Source organism: Bradyrhizobium sp. Kon37 (genome assembly GCF_055807535.1).
This window is the reverse complement of the sequence record NZ_JBVVOY010000002.1, coordinates 130,431-152,285: the sequence shown is the minus strand read 5'-3', so window position 1 is coordinate 152,285 and position 21,855 is coordinate 130,431. Positions and strand designations below refer to the sequence as shown.

Genomic DNA, 21,855 nt, shown 5'->3' with positions numbered 1-21,855 from the left:
GGGCGTTCGTCGCCGCGGCGGTTGCGCTTTGCAGCCGCCGCCGCTACATCCCGTTGTCACTAGACGCGGAACAATCCCGCGAGATCAGAGAACCACATGCGCGCCGAAATCGAACGGTTGGTAGAAGAGATCAAGCAGTCTGTCGGGCTGCTGAGGAGGCATCTTTGACGTCGAGAAATCGACGGCGCGCCTCGCTGAGCTGAACAAGCTCGCAGAAGATCCCAACCTCTGGAACGATCCACAGAAAGCCCAGAAATTGATGCAGGAGCGCACCTCGCTTGAGGATGCGCTCTCCGGCATCGGCAAGGTCGAGCAGGAGCTCGAAGACGACATCGGCATGATCGAGCTCGGCGAAGCCGAGGGCGACGAGGGCGTCGTCAAGGAAGCCGAAGCTGCGCTGAAGACCCTCAAGAAGGAAGTTGCCCGGCGCGAGCTCGAGGCGCTGCTGTCGGGCGAGGCCGATAGTTTCGATTCCTATCTCGAAGTGCATGCCGGCGCCGGCGGCACCGAGAGCCAGGACTGGGCGCAGATGCTGCTCCGCATGTACTCGCGCTGGGCCGAAACCCGCGGCTTCAAGGTCGAGATGCTGGAAGAGTCCGAGGGCGAAGAGGCCGGCATCAAGTCCGCGACCATCCAGGTCTCCGGCCACAATGCCTATGGCTGGCTGAAGACCGAGGCGGGCGTGCACCGCCTGGTGCGGATCTCTCCATTCGATTCCAACGCGCGGCGGCACACCTCGTTCTCGTCCGTCGCTGTGTTTCCGGTGATCGACGACACCATCAAGATCGACATCAAGGAATCGGACGTTCGCGTCGACACCATGCGCTCCGGCGGTGCCGGCGGCCAGCACGTCAACAAGACCGAGTCCGCGGTGCGGCTGACGCATATCCCGACCGGTGTCGCCGTGGTCTGCCAGGCCGGCCGCTCGCAGCACAAGAACAAGGCGCAGGCCTGGGACATGCTGCGCGCCCGGCTTTACCAGATCGAGCTGAAGCGGCGGGAGGAGAAGGCCGCCGCCGACCAGGCCGCCAAGACCGACATCGGCTGGGGCCACCAGATCCGCTCCTACGTGCTCCAGCCGTACCAGATGGTGAAGGATCTGCGCACCGGTGTGCAGACCTCCGACACATCGGGCGTGCTCGGCGGCGACCTCGACGACTTCATGGCCGCGACCCTGGCACAGCGCGCCTTCGGCACTCCCGGTGCCGACATCGAGGACGTCGATTGATGCCCCGGATCGCCTTCATCGGGCTTGGGCGGATGGGCCATGGCATGGCCGGCCGCTACCTCGATGCTGGCTTCACGGTGACGCTGTGGAATCGCAGCAAAACAAAAGCTGAAGACCTGATCGCGCGCGGCGCGCTGTGGGCGACCTCGCCTGAGGACGCAGCAATCGACGCCGATGCCGTCGTGACCATGGTCGCCGATGACGAGGCCTCGCGTGCGGTTTGGCTTGGGCCCGAGGGCGCGGCCAAGACGGCGAAGGCCGGCACCATCGCGATCGAATGCTCCACCGTCTCCTATGACCATGCGCGCGAGATGGGCCGCGAAATGAATGCGCGCGGGCTGATCTATATCGATTGCCCCGTGACGGGATTGCCGGATGCGGCAGCCAGCGGAAAGCTGACGCTGCTCGTTGGTGCCGATGCCGCCGATCTCGAACGCGCGCGGCCCTATCTGACACCGATCGGCTCGACCATCCGCCATTTCGGCGCGGTCGGCTCCGGCACGGTCTACAAGCTGATCAACAATCTGATGGGCGCGATCCAGATCGCCGGCCTCGCCGAGGGACTCGCCATCGCCGAGCAGGCCGGGCTCGACATGAACCTCGTGCTGGACTCGATTCAGGCTGGCGTTGCCGCAAGTCCGCAGGTGCAGCGTCACTCCAAGCGCATGGTCGCGCGCGATTTTTCCGGCGCGACATTCACGGCAGCGCTGCGGCACAAGGATGCCGCCTACGCGGTGAAGCTCGCCGAGAGCCTGCTGGCCGACAAGCCGCTGGTCGCGCGCGCCGCGGTGGAAGCCTACGCGCAGGCCAAGGCCGTGATGCCTGACGACGACGAAGGCAAGATGATCGAACTGGTGTCGCGGCCGAAGAAACCGTCCTAGCGGATCACATCGACATGGGGCAGCCTCGTTCGGAACGCGGTCTCGGCATTGCCCTCGTCATATCAGCCGCGATTGCCTGGAGCACGGCGCCGTTCTTCACGCGGCTTCTGCCTTTCGATCCCTGGACCATCCTGTTCTGGCGCGGCCTGTTCGGCGGCAGCCTGACCACGGTCTTCCTGGTCATGATGCAGGGCCGCGCTGCGCTATGGCAATTGGTCGTGCCGGGGAAGGGCGGCTTGCTCGTCGCGTCATCGTCGACGGTCGCTATGGTCTGCTTCATTCCCGCTCTTCAGATGACCAACGTCATGAATGTCGCGGTGCTGATCGCAACGCAGCCCTTCGTCGCCGCGGCGCTGGCGTGGCTGTGGCTTGGCGAAGCCGCCACATGGCGGACGCTGATCGCGAGCGTGATTGCCTTTGCCGGCGTGGCCGTCACGGTCGGCGGTGTGCAGGCCGGAGCCGATCTGGGCGGCGTCGCCTTGAGCTGCCTGATGGTACTCGCCGTCTCCGCCATGACCGTGGCGATCCGGCGCTACCGGCAGACATCGATGGTGGCGGCGGCCGCACTCTCGAATTTCCTGGGAAGCCTCGCCAGTCTGCCATTTGCCCGTGATCTCGCGCATGTGGGTGGAAGTGATCTTCTGACACTTGCGATGTTCGGCTGCCTCCAGGTCGCACTCGGCCTGACGCTGTTCGTGCTCGGCTCGCGCTTCTTGCCGTCTAGCCAGTCCTCCCTGATCGCGACGCTGGAGACGCCGCTGATGCCGTTCTGGATCTGGCTTGCCTTTCGCGAGATACCTGCCGTCCACGCTCTCGTTGGCGGTGTCCTGGTGATTGGAGCAGTCGTCGCCGACATCGCTGCTGACGCGCGAAGCCGGGAAGACGTTTGACGGCCAACGTTGTGTGACCTGTGGAGCAATCGTCATTTCGGAAGCTGAACGAGGGATGGAACGCAGAGCCGAATGCTCCGTGGCCGCGCGTGGCTATATCTGGCCGAGACATCTTGCTGCGCTTCCTGGTCAACGCTTTTCGATTCACGTCGTTCGCGGAGGAAGATGAAGGCATCCTTCGTTTCAAAAATTGCGCTCGGTATCGCCTCGGGCCAACCAACGACGAGGGATGGTTTCGCGGGCAATGCCGTTACAGCAAATTAGCGCCGGGTTGGGGTGAATTCTACGAGATCGCAGGTCCTGATCTCCATTTGATGGATCCCGTCGACTGGAAGATGGCGGGTGGGGCTTCGACTTCGTCGCGTCACTTCCTGTTCTATTTTCGCGATGAGACGTTCGAGTGCATCGCCGACGAATGGACTTTCGAACCTGTTCCGGAAAATGCTTTGGCCAACAAGCTGCGTGCCGGTTGAGCTGAATCCCACTTCCCGATCTCCGTCGCGTCGGAAATCGGGTGGCGCTGTTCGCTGCGGTGTCCTAGGGCGGCTGTCTCGCCCACCGTCATGAGACGCCATGCCCCCGAATGATAACCGGATCGACGCGCGAGACTGGTCGCTGCTCGCTGTGCTCTCGGTTCTCTGGGGCGGCTCGTTCTTCTTCAACGGCGCGGCGCTGCGGGAATTGCCGCCGCTTACGCTGGTGCTTTTGCGCGTTGCACTCGGATCGGCCATTCTGCTGCCGCTGCTCCGCATGCACGGCATCGGTTTTCCCAAGGGCATCGCCGGCTGGAAACCGTTCTTTGCGATTGGGCTCCTCAACAACGTCATCCCGTTCTCGCTGATCGTGGTCGGCCAGACTTTCATTCCAAGCGGGCTGGCGTCGATCCTGAATGCCACCACGCCGCTGTTCACGGTGATCGTGATGGCGGCGGCAGGAGAAGAGGCCTTGCGGCTGCGGCGCGTTGCCGGCGTGGCAGTGGGCCTCGCCGGCGTGATCATCCTGCGCGGATGGGGCGCTGAACCACGGGCAGGGCAGGGGCTCGGCATCCTGCTCTGCCTCGGCGGCGCCTTCAGCTATGGCTTTGCGGCGCTGGCAGCGCGGCGGTTGTTGAAGGACTCCCCGCCGCTGGGGACGGCAGCATATCAACTGATGGCTTCCACGGTGATGATGGCGATCGTCGCCGGCGTAGTGGAGCAGCCATGGCGGCTCCCGATGCCGGGCGTGACGATTTGGCTCGCGGTGCTCGGCCTTGCCGGCCTGTCGACGGCGCTCGCCTATATCGTCTTCTTCCAGATCCTGCGGCGCTCGGGCGCGACCAACGTGATGCTGGTGACACTGCTCATTCCCGTCACCGCCGTTCTTCTGGGATGGCTTGTGCTGGGCGAACCGATTTCCATGCGCGAGATCGCGGGCGCGATCGTGATCGGCAGCGCGTTGCTGGTGATCGATGGGCGCGTTCTGAACCTGCTGCGGCGCGGCACATAGTTTCGGAGCCGCCGTTTCACCTCACGGAAAATCGCGGCGCTTGCCAGCGGAGAGACACCTTGCGACACTCTCGGCAAAACAAGACTACAAAACACAGGGGAGAGAACGATGCCGGGTCGTCGCAATAACCTTGCTGCCCTCGCCATTCTTGTTGCCGGCGTGCTCGTCACGACACCGGCCCTAGCGCAGAAGAAATACGATCCCGGCGCCACCGACACCGAAATCAAGCTCGGCAACATCATGCCCTATAGCGGGCCGGCGTCGTCCTATGGCGTGATCGGCAAGACCGAGGCCGCGTTCTTCAAGATGATCAACGACCACGGCGGCATCAACGGGCGCAAGATCAATTTCATCAGCTATGACGACGCCTATTCGCCGCCAAAGGCGATCGAGCAGGCGCGCAAGCTGGTCGAGAGCGACGAGGTGTTGCTGATCTTCCAGCCGCTCGGCACGCCCTCGAATTCCGCGATCATGAAATACATGAATTCCAAGAAGGTGCCGCAGCTCTTCGTCGCCTCCGGCGGCACCAAGTTCGGCGACCCCAAGAATTTCCCATGGACCATGGGATTTCAGCCGAACTACCAGAGCGAGGGACGGATCTACGCAAAATACATCCGTGACAAGTTTCCGAACAGCAAGATCGCGGTGTTCTGGCAGAACGACGACGCCGGCAAGGACCAGTTCAAGGGCCTGAAGGACGGGCTTGGCGACAAGGCCAATATGATCATCGCCGACAAATCCTATGAGGTCAGCGATCCCTCGATCGACTCGCAGATCGTTGCGCTTCACGATTCCGGCGCCGACATCTTCTTCTCATGGGCCGCGCCGAAAGGCTCGGCGCAGGCGATCCGGAAAGTCGGCGAACTCGGCTGGAAGCCAAAATTCTTCCTGGCTAACACCGCGACCTCGGTCGCCTCGGTGCTCAAGCCCGCCGGGCTCGACTATTCCAAGGACATCATCTCGACCGTCTATTTGAAGGACCCGACCGATCCGACCTGGGACAAGGATCCTGCGGTGATCAAATGGCGCGAGTTCATGGACAAATATTACCCTGACGGCGACAAGGCCAATTCCAACAATGTTTACGGCTACGTCCAGGCCGAGGCGATGGCGCAGGTGCTGAAGCAGTGCGGCGACAATCTCACGCGAGACAACGTGATGAAACAGGCCACGAACCTAAAGGATTTCCACACCGACCTGATGCTGCCCGGCATCATGGTCAATACGTCGCCCGACGATTATTTCCCGATCGAGCAGATGCAGCTGATGCGCTTCAACGGGCAGGCCTGGGAGTTGTTCGGCGACGTCATCACCGGCGAGGTCGGCCACGAGCGGGGCCAGTAGTCAGCCTCATTTTCGGCGTCACCGCTTATTCGGTGACGAGATCGGCGGCGCGTTTCGCCTTCTTGCCGGCACTCTTGACCGTCTCTTCTCCGACCTTCTCGGCCTCGGCGCGAAGCTCACATTTGGTGCGGATCTCGTCGAGCTCGTCGTCGGTCAAATGCTCGATTCCTACGAATGAATTGTGCGCCGCGCTCACCCGGATCAGTTCGTCGAGCTTCACCTGGATCGCCGCGCTATCGCGATTCTGGGAATTCTGAATCAGAAAGACCATCAGGAACGTCACGATTGTGGTGCCGGTGTTGATCACCAACTGCCACGTGTCGGAGTAGTGGAAGACGGGACCGGTGACCGCCCAAACCAGGACGATGCCGGCTGCAATCATGAATGTCAGCGCGCGCCCGGCAGCTTGAGATGTTCGGTTGGCAATGTCGCTGAAGAGTTGAGCCGCGCTGTTACGTGGCTGGTCCGATTTATCCTTGGCCGGACGAGCTTTCGTATCGGTCTGTTGCATCAGAAGATCGCGCCATTGAGGACCTGCGACCTAACGCGGAGGGAACTCCGAAGTTCCGCCATGTAAACCGGACTAGGCGATCGCGCTCCCAACGAGCCTAGCCCGCGCTGAGTCGCACGCCGGCGCGCAAGAACTTCTGTGGATCGACCGCTTCGCCGTCGATGCGGGTCTCGTAATGCAAATGCGGGCCGGTGGATCGGCCGGTCGACCCGACGAGACCAACGACCTGGCCGATCTTCACGATCTCGCCGACCCGGACATTGATCTCGGAGAGATGGCCGTAGCGGGTCGCAAGGCCATTGCCGTGATCGACCTCGATCATGCGGCCGTAGCCGCCGGACCAGCCGGCGGAGACGACCTTGCCGTTGGCAGTGACGCGAACGGGATCGCCGGTCGCGGCGCGGAAGTCGAGGCCGGTGTGCATCGCGGGCCGGCCGAGGAACGGATCGCTGCGCACGCCGAAGCCGGAGGTGAACTCGACCTCGCCGATGACGGGCTTGCGATAGGGCACGAGTGCTAGCGTGCGATTGAGCCGGTCCATCTCGGCGCGGGTGCTGTTGATGCGATAGAGCTGCTTCTCGAACGGCCCCGAACTGGCGGTGAGCTTAACGGGTACGAAAGGCCCGCCCATTGCTGTGCGCGGCACGGCGGCTTCGAGATTTGCGAGGTTCAGGCCGAGATCGCTGACGACGCCGCGCATCCGGCGCATGCGTGAATCCATGCCTTCCTCGACGGCGTTGAGCGCTGCCATCTGGCGACGCTCGACCTGATCAAGCGAGGTCGTGAGCCGAACGACGACATTGTCGAACCCTTGATTCTTGGCGAATTGATTGACGGGCGGAGCTGCGAGGGTCGGCGCGCGCGACTCGAGCCGCGCTTCGCGATCCGGCGGCGCCACGAAGATCACGGTGTCGCTGATCGGCGAAGGCTTGGGCGTGCCCTGCGTCGTCTGGCTGGCATCGCCACGCTGCGGGGTGGAGCGGGGAATCGATCCGGTCACGTCCGGCATGGACCCGAGCGCCGTGGCACGGGACTCCAGCGCCGTCTGGCGCTTCATGATCTGGTCGAGCTTCTGGTCGAACTGCTCCTGGTCGAGTAACTGCCGGCTGGTGGTGCGGTCGACCTTGGCGCGCAGCTCGGCGATTCGGTCCTCATAGGCGTATTGCATCTCGGCCTGCCGGGCGATCAGCCGGGTGAGGACGTCGTCGCGGAAGGCGAAATAGGTCGCGGTTGCGGCCGACCAGAGCCCGAGCAACACGATCGTGCCGACCACGATCCAGAACACCACAGGCCCCAGGCGAACCTGCTTGCCGTGATGCACGATGGTGTAGGCGTCGTCAGTGTCCGGAAGGGGAAGCGCGGTTGCCACCGCGGCAGCACGGCGATGAAAGGCTCGGCCGTGGTCGTGGGGGTGATGTTGGGGGTACTGCGAGAGTTGGGCAGAACTTTTCGACATCGGCACTCCCGCGCCGGTCGGATGAGTCCGTACGGCCTAATTGCCGCGGCAATCTGGGCCAGTCATGGTTAATTTTCCGGAAACGGAACCGCTTGAATTTAAAGGATTGGTTAAAGGCTCCTTGCGGCTTCCAGCACTTCGTCGGCGTGGCCATCGACCCGGACATTGCGCCAGATCCGGGCGATCTTGCCGTCGGCGCCAAGCAGCATCGTAGTGCGAAGAACTCCCCGGAAGCTCTTGCCATACATGGACTTTTCGCCCCAGGCGCCGTAGGCCTCCAGCATCTCGTGCGTCTCGTCTGAAATGAGGGGCACGCCGAGATCGTGCTTGTCGCGGAACTTGTCCTGAGCCTTGACTGGATCGGCGGAGATACCAAGCACGGCGGTGCCGGCCTTGGCGAAGGCGCCGGTCAGCCGGGTGAAATCGATGGCCTCCCTGGTGCAACCCGGCGTGTCGGCGCGGGGGTAGAAGAACAGGACCAGCTTCTGGCCGGCATAATCCGATAGCGCGACGACACCACCACCGTCGCGGGGCAGGCGGAAGGCGGGGGCCTTCTGACCCTCGGCCAAGCCGGCCTTCGCCGTCGCTTTGGGCGCTGATGCCGATTTGGAAGAATTTAACCGTTTCGATGCGGCCTTATGCGATGCTGTCTTTGCTATGGTCCCAGTTGATTTGCTCGCCGGTGTCCGCTGTGTTTTCGCGGACTTGGTTTGAGTCGCAGCCCGCACTTTCACGGGTGTCTTTTTAGCCGTCGGACTGCCGGAGGGCGTTTTGGACGATTTCTTTCGGGATTTCTTAGACATACGCCTTCCTTTCGTCGCTTTCGGCGGGTCAACCAAAGCAGTATTGCAGCCCTCTTCCGGTCTGGCGGAATCGTGCCCTCGGCTGGGCGAGTCTGACGACGCCGGAGTCTGGTTACAAGGAATTCCACGGACCACCCCACTGCTCGTTGAACGCGCTCCCGGGGCGACATGACGAACAGAAGGAATATTCGAGGTATGGCGGCAATGCCGGCGCGGGAGGCTTCGCTTCCCGTCGACGGCTGCGGCCCCGGCGGCGCTCAATCCCACGACGGGCGCCTGTATCGAGAGGCAATGGCAAGGAATACGTCGCCCCAGGATTACAATCGGGATTCGGATCGGCGCGGCAGCCAACCAGAGCAGCAGCAATGGGACGATGCCGATTGGGATCCGGATCAGGAAGCGGCGGCGGGCTATCGGGCGCGCCGGCTGTTGTCGCGTTCCAACTCGGGCTTCCATCGCTTCGCTGACGGGTTTGGGCCGCTGCGCCGCTGGCTGGGCGGCGGTCGCTGGCTGAAGCGCGTGGCCGTGGTCGTCGGTGCCCTGATCGTCATCTTCGTCGGCTGTTTCGGCGCACTGTGGTGGCGGCTCGGCGCCGGTCCCATCAATCTCGACATTGCGACGCCGTGGCTCGCGGCCGCGATCGAGGACAATATCGGTCACGGCAACACCGTGGAGGTCGGCGGCACGCAGATCGAGCGGGCCGGGCGGATCCGGATCGCCGTGCGCATCCGCGATATCGTCGTGCGCGACCACGATCACGTCATTGTCGCCACGGCACCGAAGGCCGAGGTGAAGCTGTCGGGCGCGGGCCTGCTGATGGGGCATCTGCGCGCCGAAAGCCTCAACCTCGTCGATGCCGAGCTCGCGATCCGGATCGCGCCTGACGGCACCGTCACGGTATCGGCTGGCGACACCGCAAAGCCGCTCGCCACCGGCGTCGCATCCAAGAAGGACGCGGGGCTGCCGCCGACTTTCCCGCGCAACGGTGTGCCACCGCCGCCATTCGCCACCGAGCCTGCGACCTCCGACGCATCGCAAGCCGCGACCCAGGTCACGGCCCCGACCGGCATTCTTCAGGGCCTCGACTGGCTCGACAGTCTGAGCATGACCGGCCTCGACGGCCAGAATCTCAACGAGATCGGCCTGAAGAACGGCAATCTGATTGTCGACGACCAGCAGCGCGGCAGCAAATGGACGTTTGAGAATATCACGCTCAGCCTGCGCCGACCGAGCCGTGGCGGCGTCGCGCTCAGCCTCGGCGAGGAGGGCGCGCGTCCGTGGTCGCTGCGTGCCACGATCGGCCCCACCGAGAACGGGGTGCGCTCGGTCGACATCCGCGCCGACAAGGTTTCGACCGCCAACATCCTGCTGGCGCTGCGGGTGAAGGATCTCACCTACACCGCCGACCTGCCGCTGACCGGCGAGCTCAAGGGCGAGCTCGGCCGCGACGGCGTGCCGACCTTCTTTCGCGGCAAGATCGCAGTCGGTGCGGGCAACATCATCGACACCGATACGCCCGATTATCCGATGGCGATCGACTCGGCCGAGATCAATGTCGAGTGGGACGCCAATCGGCGGGTGCTGGTCGCTCCGTTCAAGGTCCTCTCGGGCGCGAACCGCATGACGCTTCTGGCTCATGTCGAGCCGCCCAACGGCACCGTCAATGACTGGCAGCTCGGTTTCAGCGGCGGCTCGATCCTGCTCGGCGGCATCGACAATGAGCCGCCGCTGGTCTTCAACCGCATTGCGATCGGCTTCCGCTTCGACACCGACCACAAGAGGCTGCTGTTGACCCAGGCCGATATCTCCAACGGAGAGATCGGCGTCGCCGGCACCGGTGCCATCGACTATTCGGGCGAGCCACGGCTGACCTTGGGTTTTGCGGGAACGCCGATGTCGGCCTCCGCGCTCAAGCGGATGTGGCCGACACTTGTCGTTCCCGAATTGCGCGAATGGGTGATCGAGCGGATCGAGCGTGGAACGCTCCAGCGCATCGAGATCGGCGTGAATTCGCCGACGAAGAATCTTCCGCGCAAGGGCCCACCCATTCCCGACGACGGCTTGTCGGTCAATATCGTGGCGAGCGGTGTCACGGTTCGCCCAGTAGATGGCCTGCCGGTGGTGCACGATGCCGATTTGAAGGCGCGCGTGACCGGGCGCACCGCGACCGTGAATATCGGGCAGGGCATCGCCGATACGCCAGCGGGCCGCAAGATCACGATTTCCGACTTCGTCTTCGAGGTGCCCGATATGGCGCCCAAGCCGTCGCCGTCGCGGACCAGGTTTCGTGTCGAAGGCCCGGTGCCCGCAGCCGCCGAAATGCTTTCCAACGATCGCCTGAGCGATCTGTCGTCGACCGTCATCGATCCCAATACCAGCAAGGGGACGTTCTCGGCGAACGTCCAGCTTGGGCTGCCGGTCAAGGGCGAGCTGACCAAAGCCGACACCAGCTATAGCGTTACCGCCGATCTCAACGGTTTTGGTGCCGACAAGCTGGTGATGAACCAGAAGCTGGAGGCCAACAACCTCAAGATCGTCGCGAGCAACCAGGGCTATCAGGTCAAGGGCGACGTCAAGATCAACGGGCAGGCGGCCTCGCTCGATTATCGCAAGCCGGCCGAGGGCGATGCGGATGTCAAATTGCAGACCACGCTGGACGATGCGAGCCGCGCGCGCCTCGGATTCGATCTGGGTCCCGCCGTCAGCGGATCGGTGCCGATCAAGCTGTCAGGCAAGATCGCAGGGGGGCCCGACCAGACGACCAAGCTCGGCATCGAAGCCGACCTGACCTCGGTCAAGCTCGACAACATCCTGCCCGGCTGGGTCAAGTTGCCGGGCAGAGCGGGCAAGGCCAGCTTCAAGGTGGTGCCGACAGCGCAATCCACGCGCCTGGAGGAGATCGTCATCGAAGGCGGCGGCGCCTCGATCAAGGGGTCGCTCGAGGTCGATGCCAACGGCGATCTCATGAACGCAAACTTCCCGACCTACGCGCCGTCCGACGGCGACAAGGCGTCGCTGAAGGTGGAGCGCAGCCAGGACGGCGTGGTCAAGGGCACCATGCGCGGCGACGTATTCGACGGACGCGGCTTCCTGAAATCGGCGATCTCAGGCAATTCCAAGGACGATGCCAAGAGCAAGACGAAGAACGTCGATTTCGACATGGACGTGAAGCTCGGCGCCGTCATGGGTTTCAACGGCGAGGCGATGCGTAGCGTCGAGGCCAAGATGTCGCGGCGCAATGGTGCGGTCAAAGCCTTCACGCTGAGCGGCAGGATCGGAAAAGACACGCCTGTGGCCGCCGATTTGCGCGGCGGCCGCGCCCAGGGCAACCGCGAGGTGATCTATCTCCAGACCAGCGATGCCGGCAACTTCCTGCGCTTCACAGACACCACCAACAAGGTCTTCGGCGGCCAGATGGTGGTGGCCATGGAGCCGCCGACGTCAGAGCCTACGACAAGGGAAGGCCTGATCAACGTGCGCGACTTCTCGGTCAAGGGAATGGATCAACTCGATCGCGTCGCGGCGGGCGCTCCCAACGGCGCGCAGAGCGGCGTGGCCTTCACGGCGTTGCGCGCGGAGTTCACGCGGCAGAACGGCGCGCTCACGATCCGCGACGGCGTGGTCAAGGGGCCGATGATCGGCGCCACCATCGAGGGCTCGATCGATTTTCCCGGCAACCAGGTCTGCATGAGCGGCACCTTCGTGCCCATGTATGGCGTCAACAACATCTTCGGCCAGATCCCGTTGTTCGGCATCTTCCTCGGCGGCGGCAACAATGAGGGATTGATCGGCGTGACCTACGAGGTCGTCGGCACGCCGGCTGCGCCCGTGATGCGCGTCAATCCGATTTCGGCGATGGCGCCCGGTCTGTTCCGCAAGATCTTCGAATTCAACACCGGCAAACAGAACTCGCCGTTCGAGGAATTTCCGTCGCAGTCGAGCGATGGCTCGACCGGAACGCCGCGCCAGCTCTCGAGCGGCTGCACCCTCGCGCGGCGATAGCGGCGAGCTACCCCCTTCTCGTGTCCGAGAATGAATGCGGACAGTGTTTTGCGCGCAGCCATCCTTCGAGACGCCCGCCACGCGGGCTCCTCAGGATGAGGCCCTGTTCCAAGGATAAATCTTAGATCCTCATGGTGAGGAGCCCGCGGAGCGGGCGTCTCGAACCACGAGGCCCGTGCGCCGCCTTACGCCGCGCGCACGCCCGCCAGGAAGGTCCCGACTTCGCCGGAGAGCTGTTCGGCCTGCTTGGAGAGGTTTGAGGCCGCGGCGAGCACCATGCCCGCGGCATTGCCGGTCTCGTTTGCTGCCGTGCTGACGCCGCCGATATTGGTGGTGACTTCCTGGGTCGCCTCCGCCGTCTGCGAGACGCTGCGGGCGATCTCGGCGGTGGCGGCGCCTTGCTCCTCGATCGCAGCGCCGATCGAGGTGGCGATCCGGCTGACCTCCTCGATGGTGGCGGTGATGCCGCCGATGGCGTCTACCGCTTCCTTGGTCGCGCCCTGGATCTGGGCGATCTTGTCGCCGATCTCGCGGGTGGCTTCCGCGGTCTGGCTCGCCAGCGACTTCACCTCCGAAGCGACGACGGCAAAGCCGCGGCCGGCTTCGCCGGCACGTGCGGCCTCGATGGTGGCGTTGAGCGCGAGCAAATTGGTCTGCGCCGCGATGCTGGAAATCAGCTCGGCAACGTGTTCGATCTGCTGGGCGCCATCGGAGAGCGCGCGCACGATGGTGTCGGTGCGGCGTGCGCTGTCCACGGCGCGACCGGTGACCACGGCGGACTGCGCGACCTGACGGCTGATCTCGGTGATGGAGGAGGAGAGCTCCTCGGCGGCGGCCGCGACCGTCTGGACGCGCTGGCTGGCTTCGGTGGCAGCCGAGCCCACGACGGCGGCGCGGCGGTTGGTGCCTTCCGCGGTCGACGACATCGACTTGGCGGTGACCTCCAGCTCGCCGGAGCCCGAGGCCATCAGGCCGACGAGCTGGCCGACGGAGGCATCGAAGCGATCGGCAAGCGAGATCAGCGCGTCGCGCTTCTCCTGTTCGCTGCGGGTCTTGGTGGCGACCTGCTCGGCCTCCAGCTTACGCGCCGTCAACGCGGTCTGCCTGAGCACTTCTAGGGTCTCGGCCATGCGGCCGATCTCGTCGCCGCGACCGGTCTCCTCGACCGCCGCGTCGATGGCGCCTTCGGAAATGGCCTGCATGCGGTTCTTCTGGCGGTCGAGCGCGCCGAGCACGTCGCGGGCAATCAGCCAGGACAGCGTCGCCATCAGCAGCATCAGGCCGATGCCGATCGCCCCCAGCTCCAGCGTCAAGGCTCGCACGTCCGCATCGATGTCGTCGACATAGAGGCCGTAGCTGATCGTCGCGTTCCAGGGCGCGAATTTGCGCGCGAACACGGTCTTGCGGACCGGCTCGGTCTGGCCGGGGCGGGGATAGAGGTAGGAGGTCACGCCGCCCTGTGCGGTCTCAGCGCCGGCCTTGATAATGGCGTCGGCGATCAGGACGCCATTGGAGTCCTTCGCACCGGTGATCTTGCCTTCGAGCTGCTGGTTGGCGCCGTTGACGATGAGGGACGTATCGGCGTTATAGACCACCGGATAGCCTTGGCCGCCATTGAAGCTCATGCGGCGGCCGCGCTGGTGGAACTGGATTTTTGCTTCAGCCTGCGTCAGCTTGCCGGCGCCGACTTCCTCTTCAAGTGATTGGGCGAGGTTGTGGAGCATATCGACCGCGGTGCGCATCTGCTGGACGCGGTCCTCCAGCATGCGGCTCTTGCTGAGCACGGACGACACCCCGATGATGGCCGTGACCGTGAGAGCCGAAAGACAGACCATGCTGGCGAGCTTGGTGCGGATCTTGAGGTGACTCAGCAGCTTCATCACGGCCTCGACGGAATGGTTATTGTTGCTCGCGTCGGTAGCATGAAATTCTTACCAATCATGAATGGACGTGTGCGACGAGCTGCCGCGCAAGCGGCGTCCGCGAGCTGCATGCGCAAACATCCATGCGGAAATGCGCCGCGTCGGCGCTTGGCAAGTCAACTCGGAGGGAAATTGTGTGGGTCTTTAGTCGCGACCGAATCCGGTGGGAGCCGACATGAACCGATTCGTTCACCGCCTCATCATGTCGATGCTGCTGGTCGCGGTCCTCGTCCTGGTCTGGAACGTGCTGGGCTCGCGCTGAGATGGCACCCGTAAATGTACGGATGCCATCCCTTTATTCGCGAATCAATTGCTGATGCCTCAGCGCCGCGCGAACGCGCCGCCGGTCGTGCCGCTAGTCCTTGCCCATCGCCGCATCGGCGCTGACCGAGCCGCCGCCGGCTGCCGAGAGATAGAGGCAGGCGAAGCAGAACAGGATCGCCGCGGTGCCACCATTGAGCAGCGGCAGGAACACCGGCGTCTCGCCCTTGAACATGTGGCCCATGAAGTAGGCGAAAGCCATCTCACCCGACAGGATGAACGCCGCGAGGCGGGTGAACAAGCCGATCATCAGCAGCGCGCCAAGCACGAGCTCAAGCGTACCGGCTGCGTAGATGATCGGCGGGATGTTTGCGAAGTAGGGAAGCACCGGAAACTTGAACAGCTTGGCGATGCCGTACTGGAGCAACAGGAGTCCGGTGATGAAGCGAAACAGGCTCAAGAGAACCGGTTGAAAGCGAACGAGATAGGGAAAGTTCATTGGTTTGTGCCCTCCATCCAATGCTTGCGACTAGGACCGCATTCAGTTCTGCCCTGCAAGCCGCCCAAGGGCAATTTGCGCTGACATTTTTGTCATGTCGGACAAAACACCGCAGAAAGGACTTTCAGTCGCGCGCCATCCACATTTTTTGCGGCTGTTCGCGTCGTGCCCATCCGTAATTTCCCGGTGACGCGAATGCGCTCAAGTTACCTTGAGGACACCTACCGCCGCAAGGCGGGCACGACCAGGAACGGGATCATCCCGAGCACCACGCTCGCAAGCGCGAAGGCGAGCAGCGCGTTGTAGCCGTGGGTCGCGTCATGGATCAGGCCGCCGCTCCAGGAGCCGAACGCCGAGCCGAGCCCGCTGCCGATCGAGATGGTGCCGTAAATGGTGCCGACGCGCTTGCCTCCGAAGATCTTCATCGCGGTCGCCGTGATCAGCGGTCCACGTGAGCCCATCATGCTGCCGAAGCAGACCACGAATCCGGTGAGCAGGAGGAGATTGGCGGAGTATTGCAACAGCCACAGCAGGAAGATGCCGAGGATCGAGATTGCGTAGCTGAGCAGCACCGACGGCCGACGTCCGATCAGGCCGTCGAGCGCGGACACGCCGAGCATGCCGAACACCAGCACGACGCCGGAGAAGCCCCAGGCCGTCGCGGCCTGCAGCGGCGGAAAGCCGGCATCGATCAGATAAGCCACGATCTGGGCTGCGATCGCATACATGCCGACCGCGGTGAAGAAGAAGGTCGAGAACAGCGCCCAGAAGGCGTGATGGCGCATCGCGCTCGGAAGGGTCCAGCCGTGATCGACGAAATCCGGATCGGTCTTCTTCGCGATATGCGGCGAGCCCGAGGCGAACAGCCGCCATGGCAGCAGCATCAGCGGCACCAGCAGGCCAAGAGCGGCGAAGCCGAACAGCTGGTAGGTTTCGCGCCAGCCGAGACGATCGATCAAAAGCTGCGAAGCCGGCAGCAGCGCCAGCACGCCGCCACCCATGGCCGAATAGACCACCGCCATCGCGGTCGGCAGCTTTGGGCCGAACCAGCGGCCCAGCAGGATCGAGTTCGGCACATTGCCGATGAAGGCGACGCCGACGCCGACGCAGAGTCCGATCGAGAGCTGGAACTGCCAGAGTGACTGCGCGTGGCTTGCGATCAGGAAAGCCGAGCCGAGCAGCAACAGGCCGAGTGCGTAGACGATGCGCGGTCCGGAATGATCGAACAGGCGCCCGACCAACGGCGCGGTCAGTCCGCTGACGAGCCAGGTCAGCGAATAGATCGAGACCACCTGGGCGCGATCCCAGCCAAAGTTTTCCGAGATCGGCTTCAGGAAGACGGTGAAGCTTTCGCTGAGGCCGCGGCCGAGCACGGCGAGTGTGAAGCAGAGCGCGAGCACCACGAGCGCGGTGCGCACGACGCCCTGCGGCGTCGCCGTGACGCGTTCCCTGGTCGCTTGCTTGGACTGTTCCTCTAGCGTGTTCTGGTCCATTGCCGATCAGGGAGCGCGCTTCAGCGCGCCCTGACAAGCAGCGAAAAGCTCATACGCCTATGCAGGCCTGAGCAGGATGTGCTTCTTCTTGCCGAACGACAGCTTGATCACGCCTTCCGGCGTCAGGTCGGCTGCCGACAACGCCATCTTTTCGTCGGTGACGAGCTCGTCATTGACGCGCAGGCCGCCGCCCTTGATCTGGCGCCGTGCTTCGCCGTTGGAGGCAACGAGGCCCGCCTTGACGAAGGCGTTGAGCACGCCGAGGCCGGCGTCGAACTCGCCGCGTGGAATTTCCACGGTCGGCAGGCTCTCGGCCAGCGCGCCTTCCTCGAAGGTGCGGCGCGCGGTCTCGGCCGCCTCGTTCGCCGCGTCGCGACCATGCAGGAGCGCGGTCGCCTCCGTGGCGAGCACCTTCTTGGCCTCGTTGATCTCGGAGCCTCCGAGCGCCTCGAGCTTCCTGATCTCGCTCACCGGCAGCGTCGTGAACAGCTTGAGGAATTTGCCGACGTCGGCATCCTCTGTGTTGCGCCAGTACTGCCAGAAATCATACGGCGAGAACTGGTCCGCATTGAGCCAGACCGCGCCTTGCGCGGTCTTGCCCATCTTGGCGCCCGACGCGGTCGTCAGCAGCGGCGTCGTCAGCGCGTACAGTTGATGGGTGCCCATGCGGCGGCCGAGATCGACGCCCATGATGATGTTGCCCCACTGGTCGGAGCCGCCCATCTGCAAGTTGCAGCCGGTCCGCCTGGCGAGCTCGACATAGTCATAGGCCTGGCAGATCATGTAGTTGAATTCGATGAAGCTCATCTCCTGCTCGCGCTCGAGGCGCAGGCGCACGGAGTCCATGGTCAGCATGCGGTTGACCGAGAAGTGCCGGCCGACGTCGCGCAGCATCTCGATGTAGTTGAGCTTTGTCAGCCACTCGGCATTATCGAGCATGATGGCGTCGCTCTTGGCCTCGCCATAGCGCAGCACTTTTGCGAATACACCACGGATCGATTCCTTGTTCGCCTCGATCTCGGCGACAGAGCGGATCGCGCGCGTCTCGTCCTTGCCGGAGGGATCGCCGACCATGGTCGTGCCGCCGCCCATCAGGGTGATCGGCTTGTTGCCGGATTCCTGGAGCCAGTGCAGCATCATCATGGTCAGGTAGTTGCCGATGTGCAGCGAGCGGGCGGTGCAATCGTAGCCGACATAACCGGTCACCTCGCCCTTGGCGGCGAGTGCGTCCAGCCCCTCGAAATCGGAGCACTGGTGGACGAATCCACGTTCCTGCAGCGTGTTGAGGAAATCCGATTTAAATGCAGTCATTTGTCGGCGCGCCTGACAATTCTTGGTTTACTGTTTTGGGAGCAATTTAAGGGTCTTCCGTGGGAACTCGGTTGCTGCCCGCCACTTTGGCCTGTGGCATTATAAGATGTGTCCCTCTGGCACAAGATCGGCATGCCGGAAGGGTCTCTTGAGGACGCTGATCCATGATGTTGACGGCACTCGGTTTGATGAGCGGCACCTCGCTGGACGGGGTGGATGTCGCGCTGATCGAAACCGACGGAAAGCAGGTGAAGGCATTCGGGCCGTCCGGCTACCGGCCCTATAGCCCGGCGGAGCGCAACCTGCTGCGGCAGGCGCTGAGCGAGGCGGTGCACCTGCCGCAGCGCGATGCCCGGCCGGGGATCTTGGCCGAGGCCGAGCGCGCGGTGACCCAGGCGCATGCTGAGGCGGTGGCTGCCTTCATCGCCCAGAACCGGATGAAACCGGAAGACATCGACATCGTCGGCTTTCACGGCCAGACCGTGCTGCACCGCCCCGAGAGGCGACTGACGGTGCAGATCGGCGATGCGCCGGCGCTGGCCAGGGCGATCCATATCCCGGTGATGCATGATTTTCGCGCCGCCGACGTCGAGGCCGGCGGGCAGGGCGCGCCATTCGTGCCGGTCTACCACCGCGCACTCGTCCATTCGCTAGAACGCGAAGGACCGATCGTCGTGGTCAATATCGGCGGCGTCTCCAACATCACCTATATCGACGGCAACGACACGCTGATTGCCTGCGACACCGGGCCCGGCAACGCGCTGCTCGACGATTTCATGTACCGCACCATGAATCAGGCGTTCGACGTGGACGGAAAGTTCGCAGCCCTCGGCAAGGCGGACGAAGCCTGGATTGCACGCGCCCTGGAGTTGCCGTTCTTCGCAAGCCCGCCGCCGAAATCGCTCGACCGCAACGATTTTGCCGCACTAAAGCTCGGCGAGGTGCAGCCGGCCGACGGCGCCGCGACTCTAACCGCCTTCACCGCGGCGGCCATCGCCCGCATCATCCCGCTGCTGCCACGCAGGCCGCGAAGCTGGATCGTCTGCGGCGGCGGCGCCCGCAACCGGACCATGCTCCAGATGCTGCGGGAGCGCGTGGGGTCCGCCACTGTCGAGGCCGCCGAGACAGTCGGCTGGGCCTCCGACGCCATCGAGGCGCAGGCCTTCGGCTTCCTGGCCGCCCGCGGCATGAAGGGCCTGCCGTTGTCGTATCCCGCTACCACGGGGGTGCCGATGCCGATGACGGGAGGGGTGATCGCGCGGCCGTGAGGTGATCTTACAGCGATACCGGTCGATGCAAATGCATCGAACTTGACGAGTGCATGCAAATGCATCTATATTGAATGCAGTTGCATTCAACCGCCGGGATCGTTGCCATGACCGCCTCACTCAAACTGATCAGCCACAAGCTTTGTCCCTATGTGCAGCGCGCGGTGATCGCGCTCAACGAGATAGGTGTGCCATTCGAGCGGGTCGACATCGATCTCGCGAACAAGCCCGACTGGTTTCTCAAACTGTCTCCGCTCGGCAAGGTGCCGGTGCTGGTCGTCTCGACCGACAAGGGCGAGGTCGCATTGTTCGAGAGCAACGTGATCTGCGAATACATCGAGGAGACGCAAGGCGGCCGAAAACTGCATCCGACTGATGCGCTCGAGCGTGCCGAACATCGCGCCTGGATGGAGTTCGGCTCGGCGATTCTCGGCGATCTCTGGGGGTTGGAGACCACGACCGACCCGGCGACCTTTGAGAGTAAGCGCCAGGCGCTGGCGGCGAAGTTCGCGCGTGTCGAGGGCGCGCTCAGCGCAGGCCCATTCTTTGCCGGCGATGCGTTCAGTCTCGTCGATGCGGTGTTCGCTCCCGTCTTCCGCTATTTCGATCTGTTCGATGAAGTGACCGAACTCGGCATCTTCAAGGATCTGCCAAAGGTGCAGGCGTGGCGGGCCGAACTGGCGAAGCGCCCCAGTGTGCGCTCGGCGGTCGACTCAAATTATCCGGAATTACTCCGCGCCTTCCTCGTGCGCCACGACGCGCATCTGCTCAAGCTTGCGGCCTGAGCCCAAGCCGATGTCGCAATCCATGGCCTGGCTGATGCTGGTGATCGCCGGCGCACTTGATGTCGGTTGGGCGATCTCGATGAAATATACGGAAGGCTATACGCGCGCAGGCTGGAGCGTCGTTTCGCTCGTGCTGCTCGTAGCCTTCGTTGTCCTGCTCGGGCGTGCCTTGAAGGTGCTCGAGGTCGGCGTCGCCTATTCGGTGTGGACCGGGATTGGCGCCGCCGGCACCTTCATCATGGGCGTCGTGCTGTTCGGCGAGACCTTGAGCGCGATGAAGCTTGCGGGCATCGCGCTCGTCTTGATCGGAATCGTCGCGCTCAAGCTGGCCTAGAGCGCTGCGGCCATTTTCGCGAGCGTCGCGATCGTGTTCATGTTGCGCGCGGTGCCGGTCTTGGCGGCGGGGATGACCAGCTTCGACGTGCCCATGCCGTCGCCGTAATGCACGTAGATCTCGCGGCGGCCGAGGCGGACCTCCTCCTTGTTCTGGCCGCGAATGCCGGCGAGCGCATCCGCCGGCGGCGCCTTGTCGAGGAAGATCGCGACGGTGCGGTTGGGCGCGGCCTTTGGAAACGGATTATCGGCCAGGACCCGCGCGATCTCGGTGGCGCTGCGCACGTGCACGCCGACCGGCGCGCCGGCATAGGCGTGCAACCGCTTTTCGAGTGCGGTCTTGATCGCAGATTGCGACTTGCGGCTTGTGAAGACGACGTTGCCGCTTGCAATATAGGTGCGCACGGCGGCGTAGCCGAGCTCCTCGCAAATGGCCTTGAGTTCGCTCATCGGCAATTTGCCGGTGCCGCCGACATTCACGGCACGCAGCAATGCGATGAACGCGCCCACGGAAAGCTTAGCGCACGTTGGCGAGACGCATGTCGAGATAGGCCGTGATGGTTTCCATCAGCGGCTCGAGCTTGGCGTCGAAGAAATGATTGGCGCCGGGGATGACCTGCTGGTCGATCACGATGCCCTTCTGCGTCTTCAGCTTCTCGACCAGCGTGTTGACGTCCTTGGGCGGCACCACCGCGTCCTTCTCGCCATGCACGATGAGCCCTGAGGACGGGCAGGGCGCGAGGAACGAGAAGTCGTAGAGGTTGGCGGGCGGCGCGATCGAGATGAAGCCCTCGACCTCCGGACGGCGCATCAGCAGCTGCATGCCGATCCAGGCGCCGAAGGAGAAGCCGGCAACCCAGCAGGCGCGCGCTTCGGGATTGATGGTCTGCGCCCAGTCGAGCGCCGCGGCCGCGTCCGACAATTCGCCGGTGCCGTGGTCGAACGAGCCCTGGCTGCGGCCGACGCCGCGGAAATTGAATCGCAGCACCGAGAAGCCACGATGCGCGAACGCATAGTAGCACTGGTAGATGATCTGGTGATTCATCGTGCCGTGGAACTGCGGATGCGGGTGCAGGACCATCGCGATCGGCGCGTTCTTCTGCTTGGCCGGATGGTAGCGGCCTTCGAGACGGCCGGCGGGGCCGGTGAAAATAACTTCAGGCATGATGATCTCTTGATTGATCCCTTGAAGACGCTCTTCAACAATCAACCGATTGTGCGGATTTCATCGGCTGCTGGGCCGATCAAGCCGCGAATGGAAGGGTGGAGCGGCGCCCTCGGATGATGCGCGAGCGGCGCGCGGCGAACTGACGCGCGCGTTCTAACATGAGGCGAGGGTCAAAAAGCAAGCATCTTGAACATCCCGCAATCGGCTCAAGACGT

Annotated in this window: 19 protein-coding genes; 10 read left to right on the top strand and 9 right to left on the bottom strand. The window is 63.7% G+C overall.

Annotated features, from left to right (window positions below; translation table 11 throughout):
* Positions 1-96: 96 nt before the first annotated feature.
* The 6 genes from prfB (at position 97) to AC0L3J_RS04865 (ending at position 5,828) form a co-directional block, all read left to right on the top strand.
* Positions 97-1,228, top strand: a protein-coding gene (gene prfB / locus AC0L3J_RS04890; protein WP_456764514.1) for a peptide chain release factor 2 whose coding sequence is annotated in 2 segments (ribosomal slippage) — positions 97-165 and positions 167-1,228 — 1,131 coding nt in all. Because the reading frame shifts where the segments join, the coding sequence is not laid out codon by codon here.
* Positions 1,228-2,109, top strand: coding sequence for an NAD(P)-dependent oxidoreductase (locus AC0L3J_RS04885; protein ID WP_473346207.1), 882 nt, complete (start codon positions 1,228-1,230; stop codon positions 2,107-2,109). The genes prfB and AC0L3J_RS04885 overlap by 1 nt, the downstream gene beginning before the upstream one ends.
* A gap of 14 nt (positions 2,110-2,123) precedes the next feature.
* Positions 2,124-2,999, top strand: a complete 876-nt coding sequence (locus AC0L3J_RS04880) for a DMT family transporter (RefSeq protein ID WP_473286936.1) — start codon at positions 2,124-2,126, stop codon at positions 2,997-2,999.
* A 113-nt stretch (positions 3,000-3,112) separates the two neighbouring features.
* On the top strand, positions 3,113-3,472 hold the full coding sequence (locus AC0L3J_RS04875) for a hypothetical protein (RefSeq protein ID WP_473286934.1): 360 nt from the start codon (positions 3,113-3,115) through the stop codon (positions 3,470-3,472).
* Between the two features lie 100 nt (positions 3,473-3,572).
* Positions 3,573-4,484, top strand: coding sequence for a DMT family transporter (locus AC0L3J_RS04870; protein ID WP_473286930.1), 912 nt, complete (start codon positions 3,573-3,575; stop codon positions 4,482-4,484).
* A 108-nt stretch (positions 4,485-4,592) separates the two neighbouring features.
* Positions 4,593-5,828 carry an ABC transporter substrate-binding protein gene (locus AC0L3J_RS04865; protein WP_473346205.1) on the top strand — a complete coding sequence of 412 codons (1,236 nt, stop codon included), beginning with the start codon at positions 4,593-4,595 and terminating at the stop codon, positions 5,826-5,828.
* 25 nt (positions 5,829-5,853) lie between these two features.
* Here AC0L3J_RS04865 and AC0L3J_RS04860 read toward each other — a convergent pair whose 3' ends face one another.
* The 3 genes from AC0L3J_RS04860 to AC0L3J_RS04850 form a co-directional block, all read right to left on the bottom strand.
* On the bottom strand, positions 5,854-6,339 hold the full coding sequence (locus tag AC0L3J_RS04860; RefSeq protein ID WP_473346204.1) for a low affinity iron permease family protein: 486 nt from the start codon (positions 6,337-6,339) through the stop codon (positions 5,854-5,856).
* 97 nt (positions 6,340-6,436) lie between these two features.
* Positions 6,437-7,795, bottom strand: a complete 1,359-nt coding sequence (locus AC0L3J_RS04855) for a M23 family metallopeptidase (RefSeq protein WP_473346203.1) — start codon at positions 7,793-7,795, stop codon at positions 6,437-6,439.
* 110 nt (positions 7,796-7,905) lie between these two features.
* Positions 7,906-8,598, bottom strand: coding sequence for a peroxiredoxin (locus tag AC0L3J_RS04850; RefSeq protein ID WP_473346201.1), 693 nt, complete (start codon positions 8,596-8,598; stop codon positions 7,906-7,908).
* Between the two features lie 204 nt (positions 8,599-8,802).
* Here AC0L3J_RS04850 and AC0L3J_RS04845 point away from each other — a divergent pair, with 204 nt between their 5' ends.
* The gene (locus tag AC0L3J_RS04845) at positions 8,803-12,600 is read left to right on the top strand and encodes a YhdP family protein (protein WP_473346744.1); all 3,798 of its coding nucleotides are present in this window, start codon (positions 8,803-8,805) and stop codon (positions 12,598-12,600) included.
* A gap of 185 nt (positions 12,601-12,785) precedes the next feature.
* Here AC0L3J_RS04845 and AC0L3J_RS04840 read toward each other — a convergent pair whose 3' ends face one another.
* The 4 genes from AC0L3J_RS04840 to tyrS all read right to left on the bottom strand — a co-directional run bounded on the left by AC0L3J_RS04840 (position 12,786) and on the right by tyrS (position 18,086).
* Positions 12,786-14,480, bottom strand: a complete 1,695-nt coding sequence (locus tag AC0L3J_RS04840; protein ID WP_473286919.1) for a methyl-accepting chemotaxis protein — start codon at positions 14,478-14,480, stop codon at positions 12,786-12,788.
* 397 nt (positions 14,481-14,877) lie between these two features.
* Entirely contained in the window at positions 14,878-15,282 is a 405-nt protein-coding gene (locus AC0L3J_RS04835) for a DoxX family protein (protein ID WP_007609771.1), read from the bottom strand.
* A 221-nt stretch (positions 15,283-15,503) separates the two neighbouring features.
* Complete coding sequence (locus tag AC0L3J_RS04830; protein WP_473346200.1) at positions 15,504-16,775, bottom strand: MFS transporter; 1,272 nt, start codon at positions 16,773-16,775, stop codon at positions 15,504-15,506.
* A gap of 57 nt (positions 16,776-16,832) precedes the next feature.
* Positions 16,833-18,086 (bottom strand): tyrosine--tRNA ligase, encoded by a 1,254-nt coding sequence (gene tyrS, locus AC0L3J_RS04825; protein WP_473346198.1) that lies wholly within the window; start codon positions 18,084-18,086, stop codon positions 16,833-16,835.
* A gap of 164 nt (positions 18,087-18,250) precedes the next feature.
* Between tyrS and AC0L3J_RS04820 the strand changes: the two genes are divergently transcribed.
* The 3 genes from AC0L3J_RS04820 (at position 18,251) to AC0L3J_RS04810 (ending at position 20,473) form a co-directional block, all read left to right on the top strand.
* Positions 18,251-19,354 (top strand): anhydro-N-acetylmuramic acid kinase, encoded by a 1,104-nt coding sequence (locus tag AC0L3J_RS04820; RefSeq protein ID WP_473346197.1) that lies wholly within the window; start codon positions 18,251-18,253, stop codon positions 19,352-19,354.
* A 107-nt stretch (positions 19,355-19,461) separates the two neighbouring features.
* Positions 19,462-20,139, top strand: a complete 678-nt coding sequence (locus AC0L3J_RS04815) for a glutathione S-transferase family protein (protein WP_473346196.1) — start codon at positions 19,462-19,464, stop codon at positions 20,137-20,139.
* 10 nt (positions 20,140-20,149) lie between these two features.
* Positions 20,150-20,473: a DMT family transporter gene (locus tag AC0L3J_RS04810; RefSeq protein WP_473346194.1), complete on the top strand. Its 324-nt coding sequence runs from the start codon at positions 20,150-20,152 to the stop codon at positions 20,471-20,473.
* On the opposite strand, the gene AC0L3J_RS04805 is transcribed toward AC0L3J_RS04810, so the two are convergent.
* Positions 20,470-20,982, bottom strand: coding sequence for a DUF1697 domain-containing protein (locus AC0L3J_RS04805; protein ID WP_473346192.1), 513 nt, complete (start codon positions 20,980-20,982; stop codon positions 20,470-20,472). The genes AC0L3J_RS04810 and AC0L3J_RS04805 overlap by 4 nt on opposite strands.
* A 7-nt stretch (positions 20,983-20,989) precedes the next feature.
* Complete coding sequence (locus AC0L3J_RS04800) at positions 20,990-21,637, bottom strand: alpha/beta hydrolase (protein WP_007591562.1); 648 nt, start codon at positions 21,635-21,637, stop codon at positions 20,990-20,992.
* Positions 21,638-21,855 lie beyond the last annotated feature (218 nt).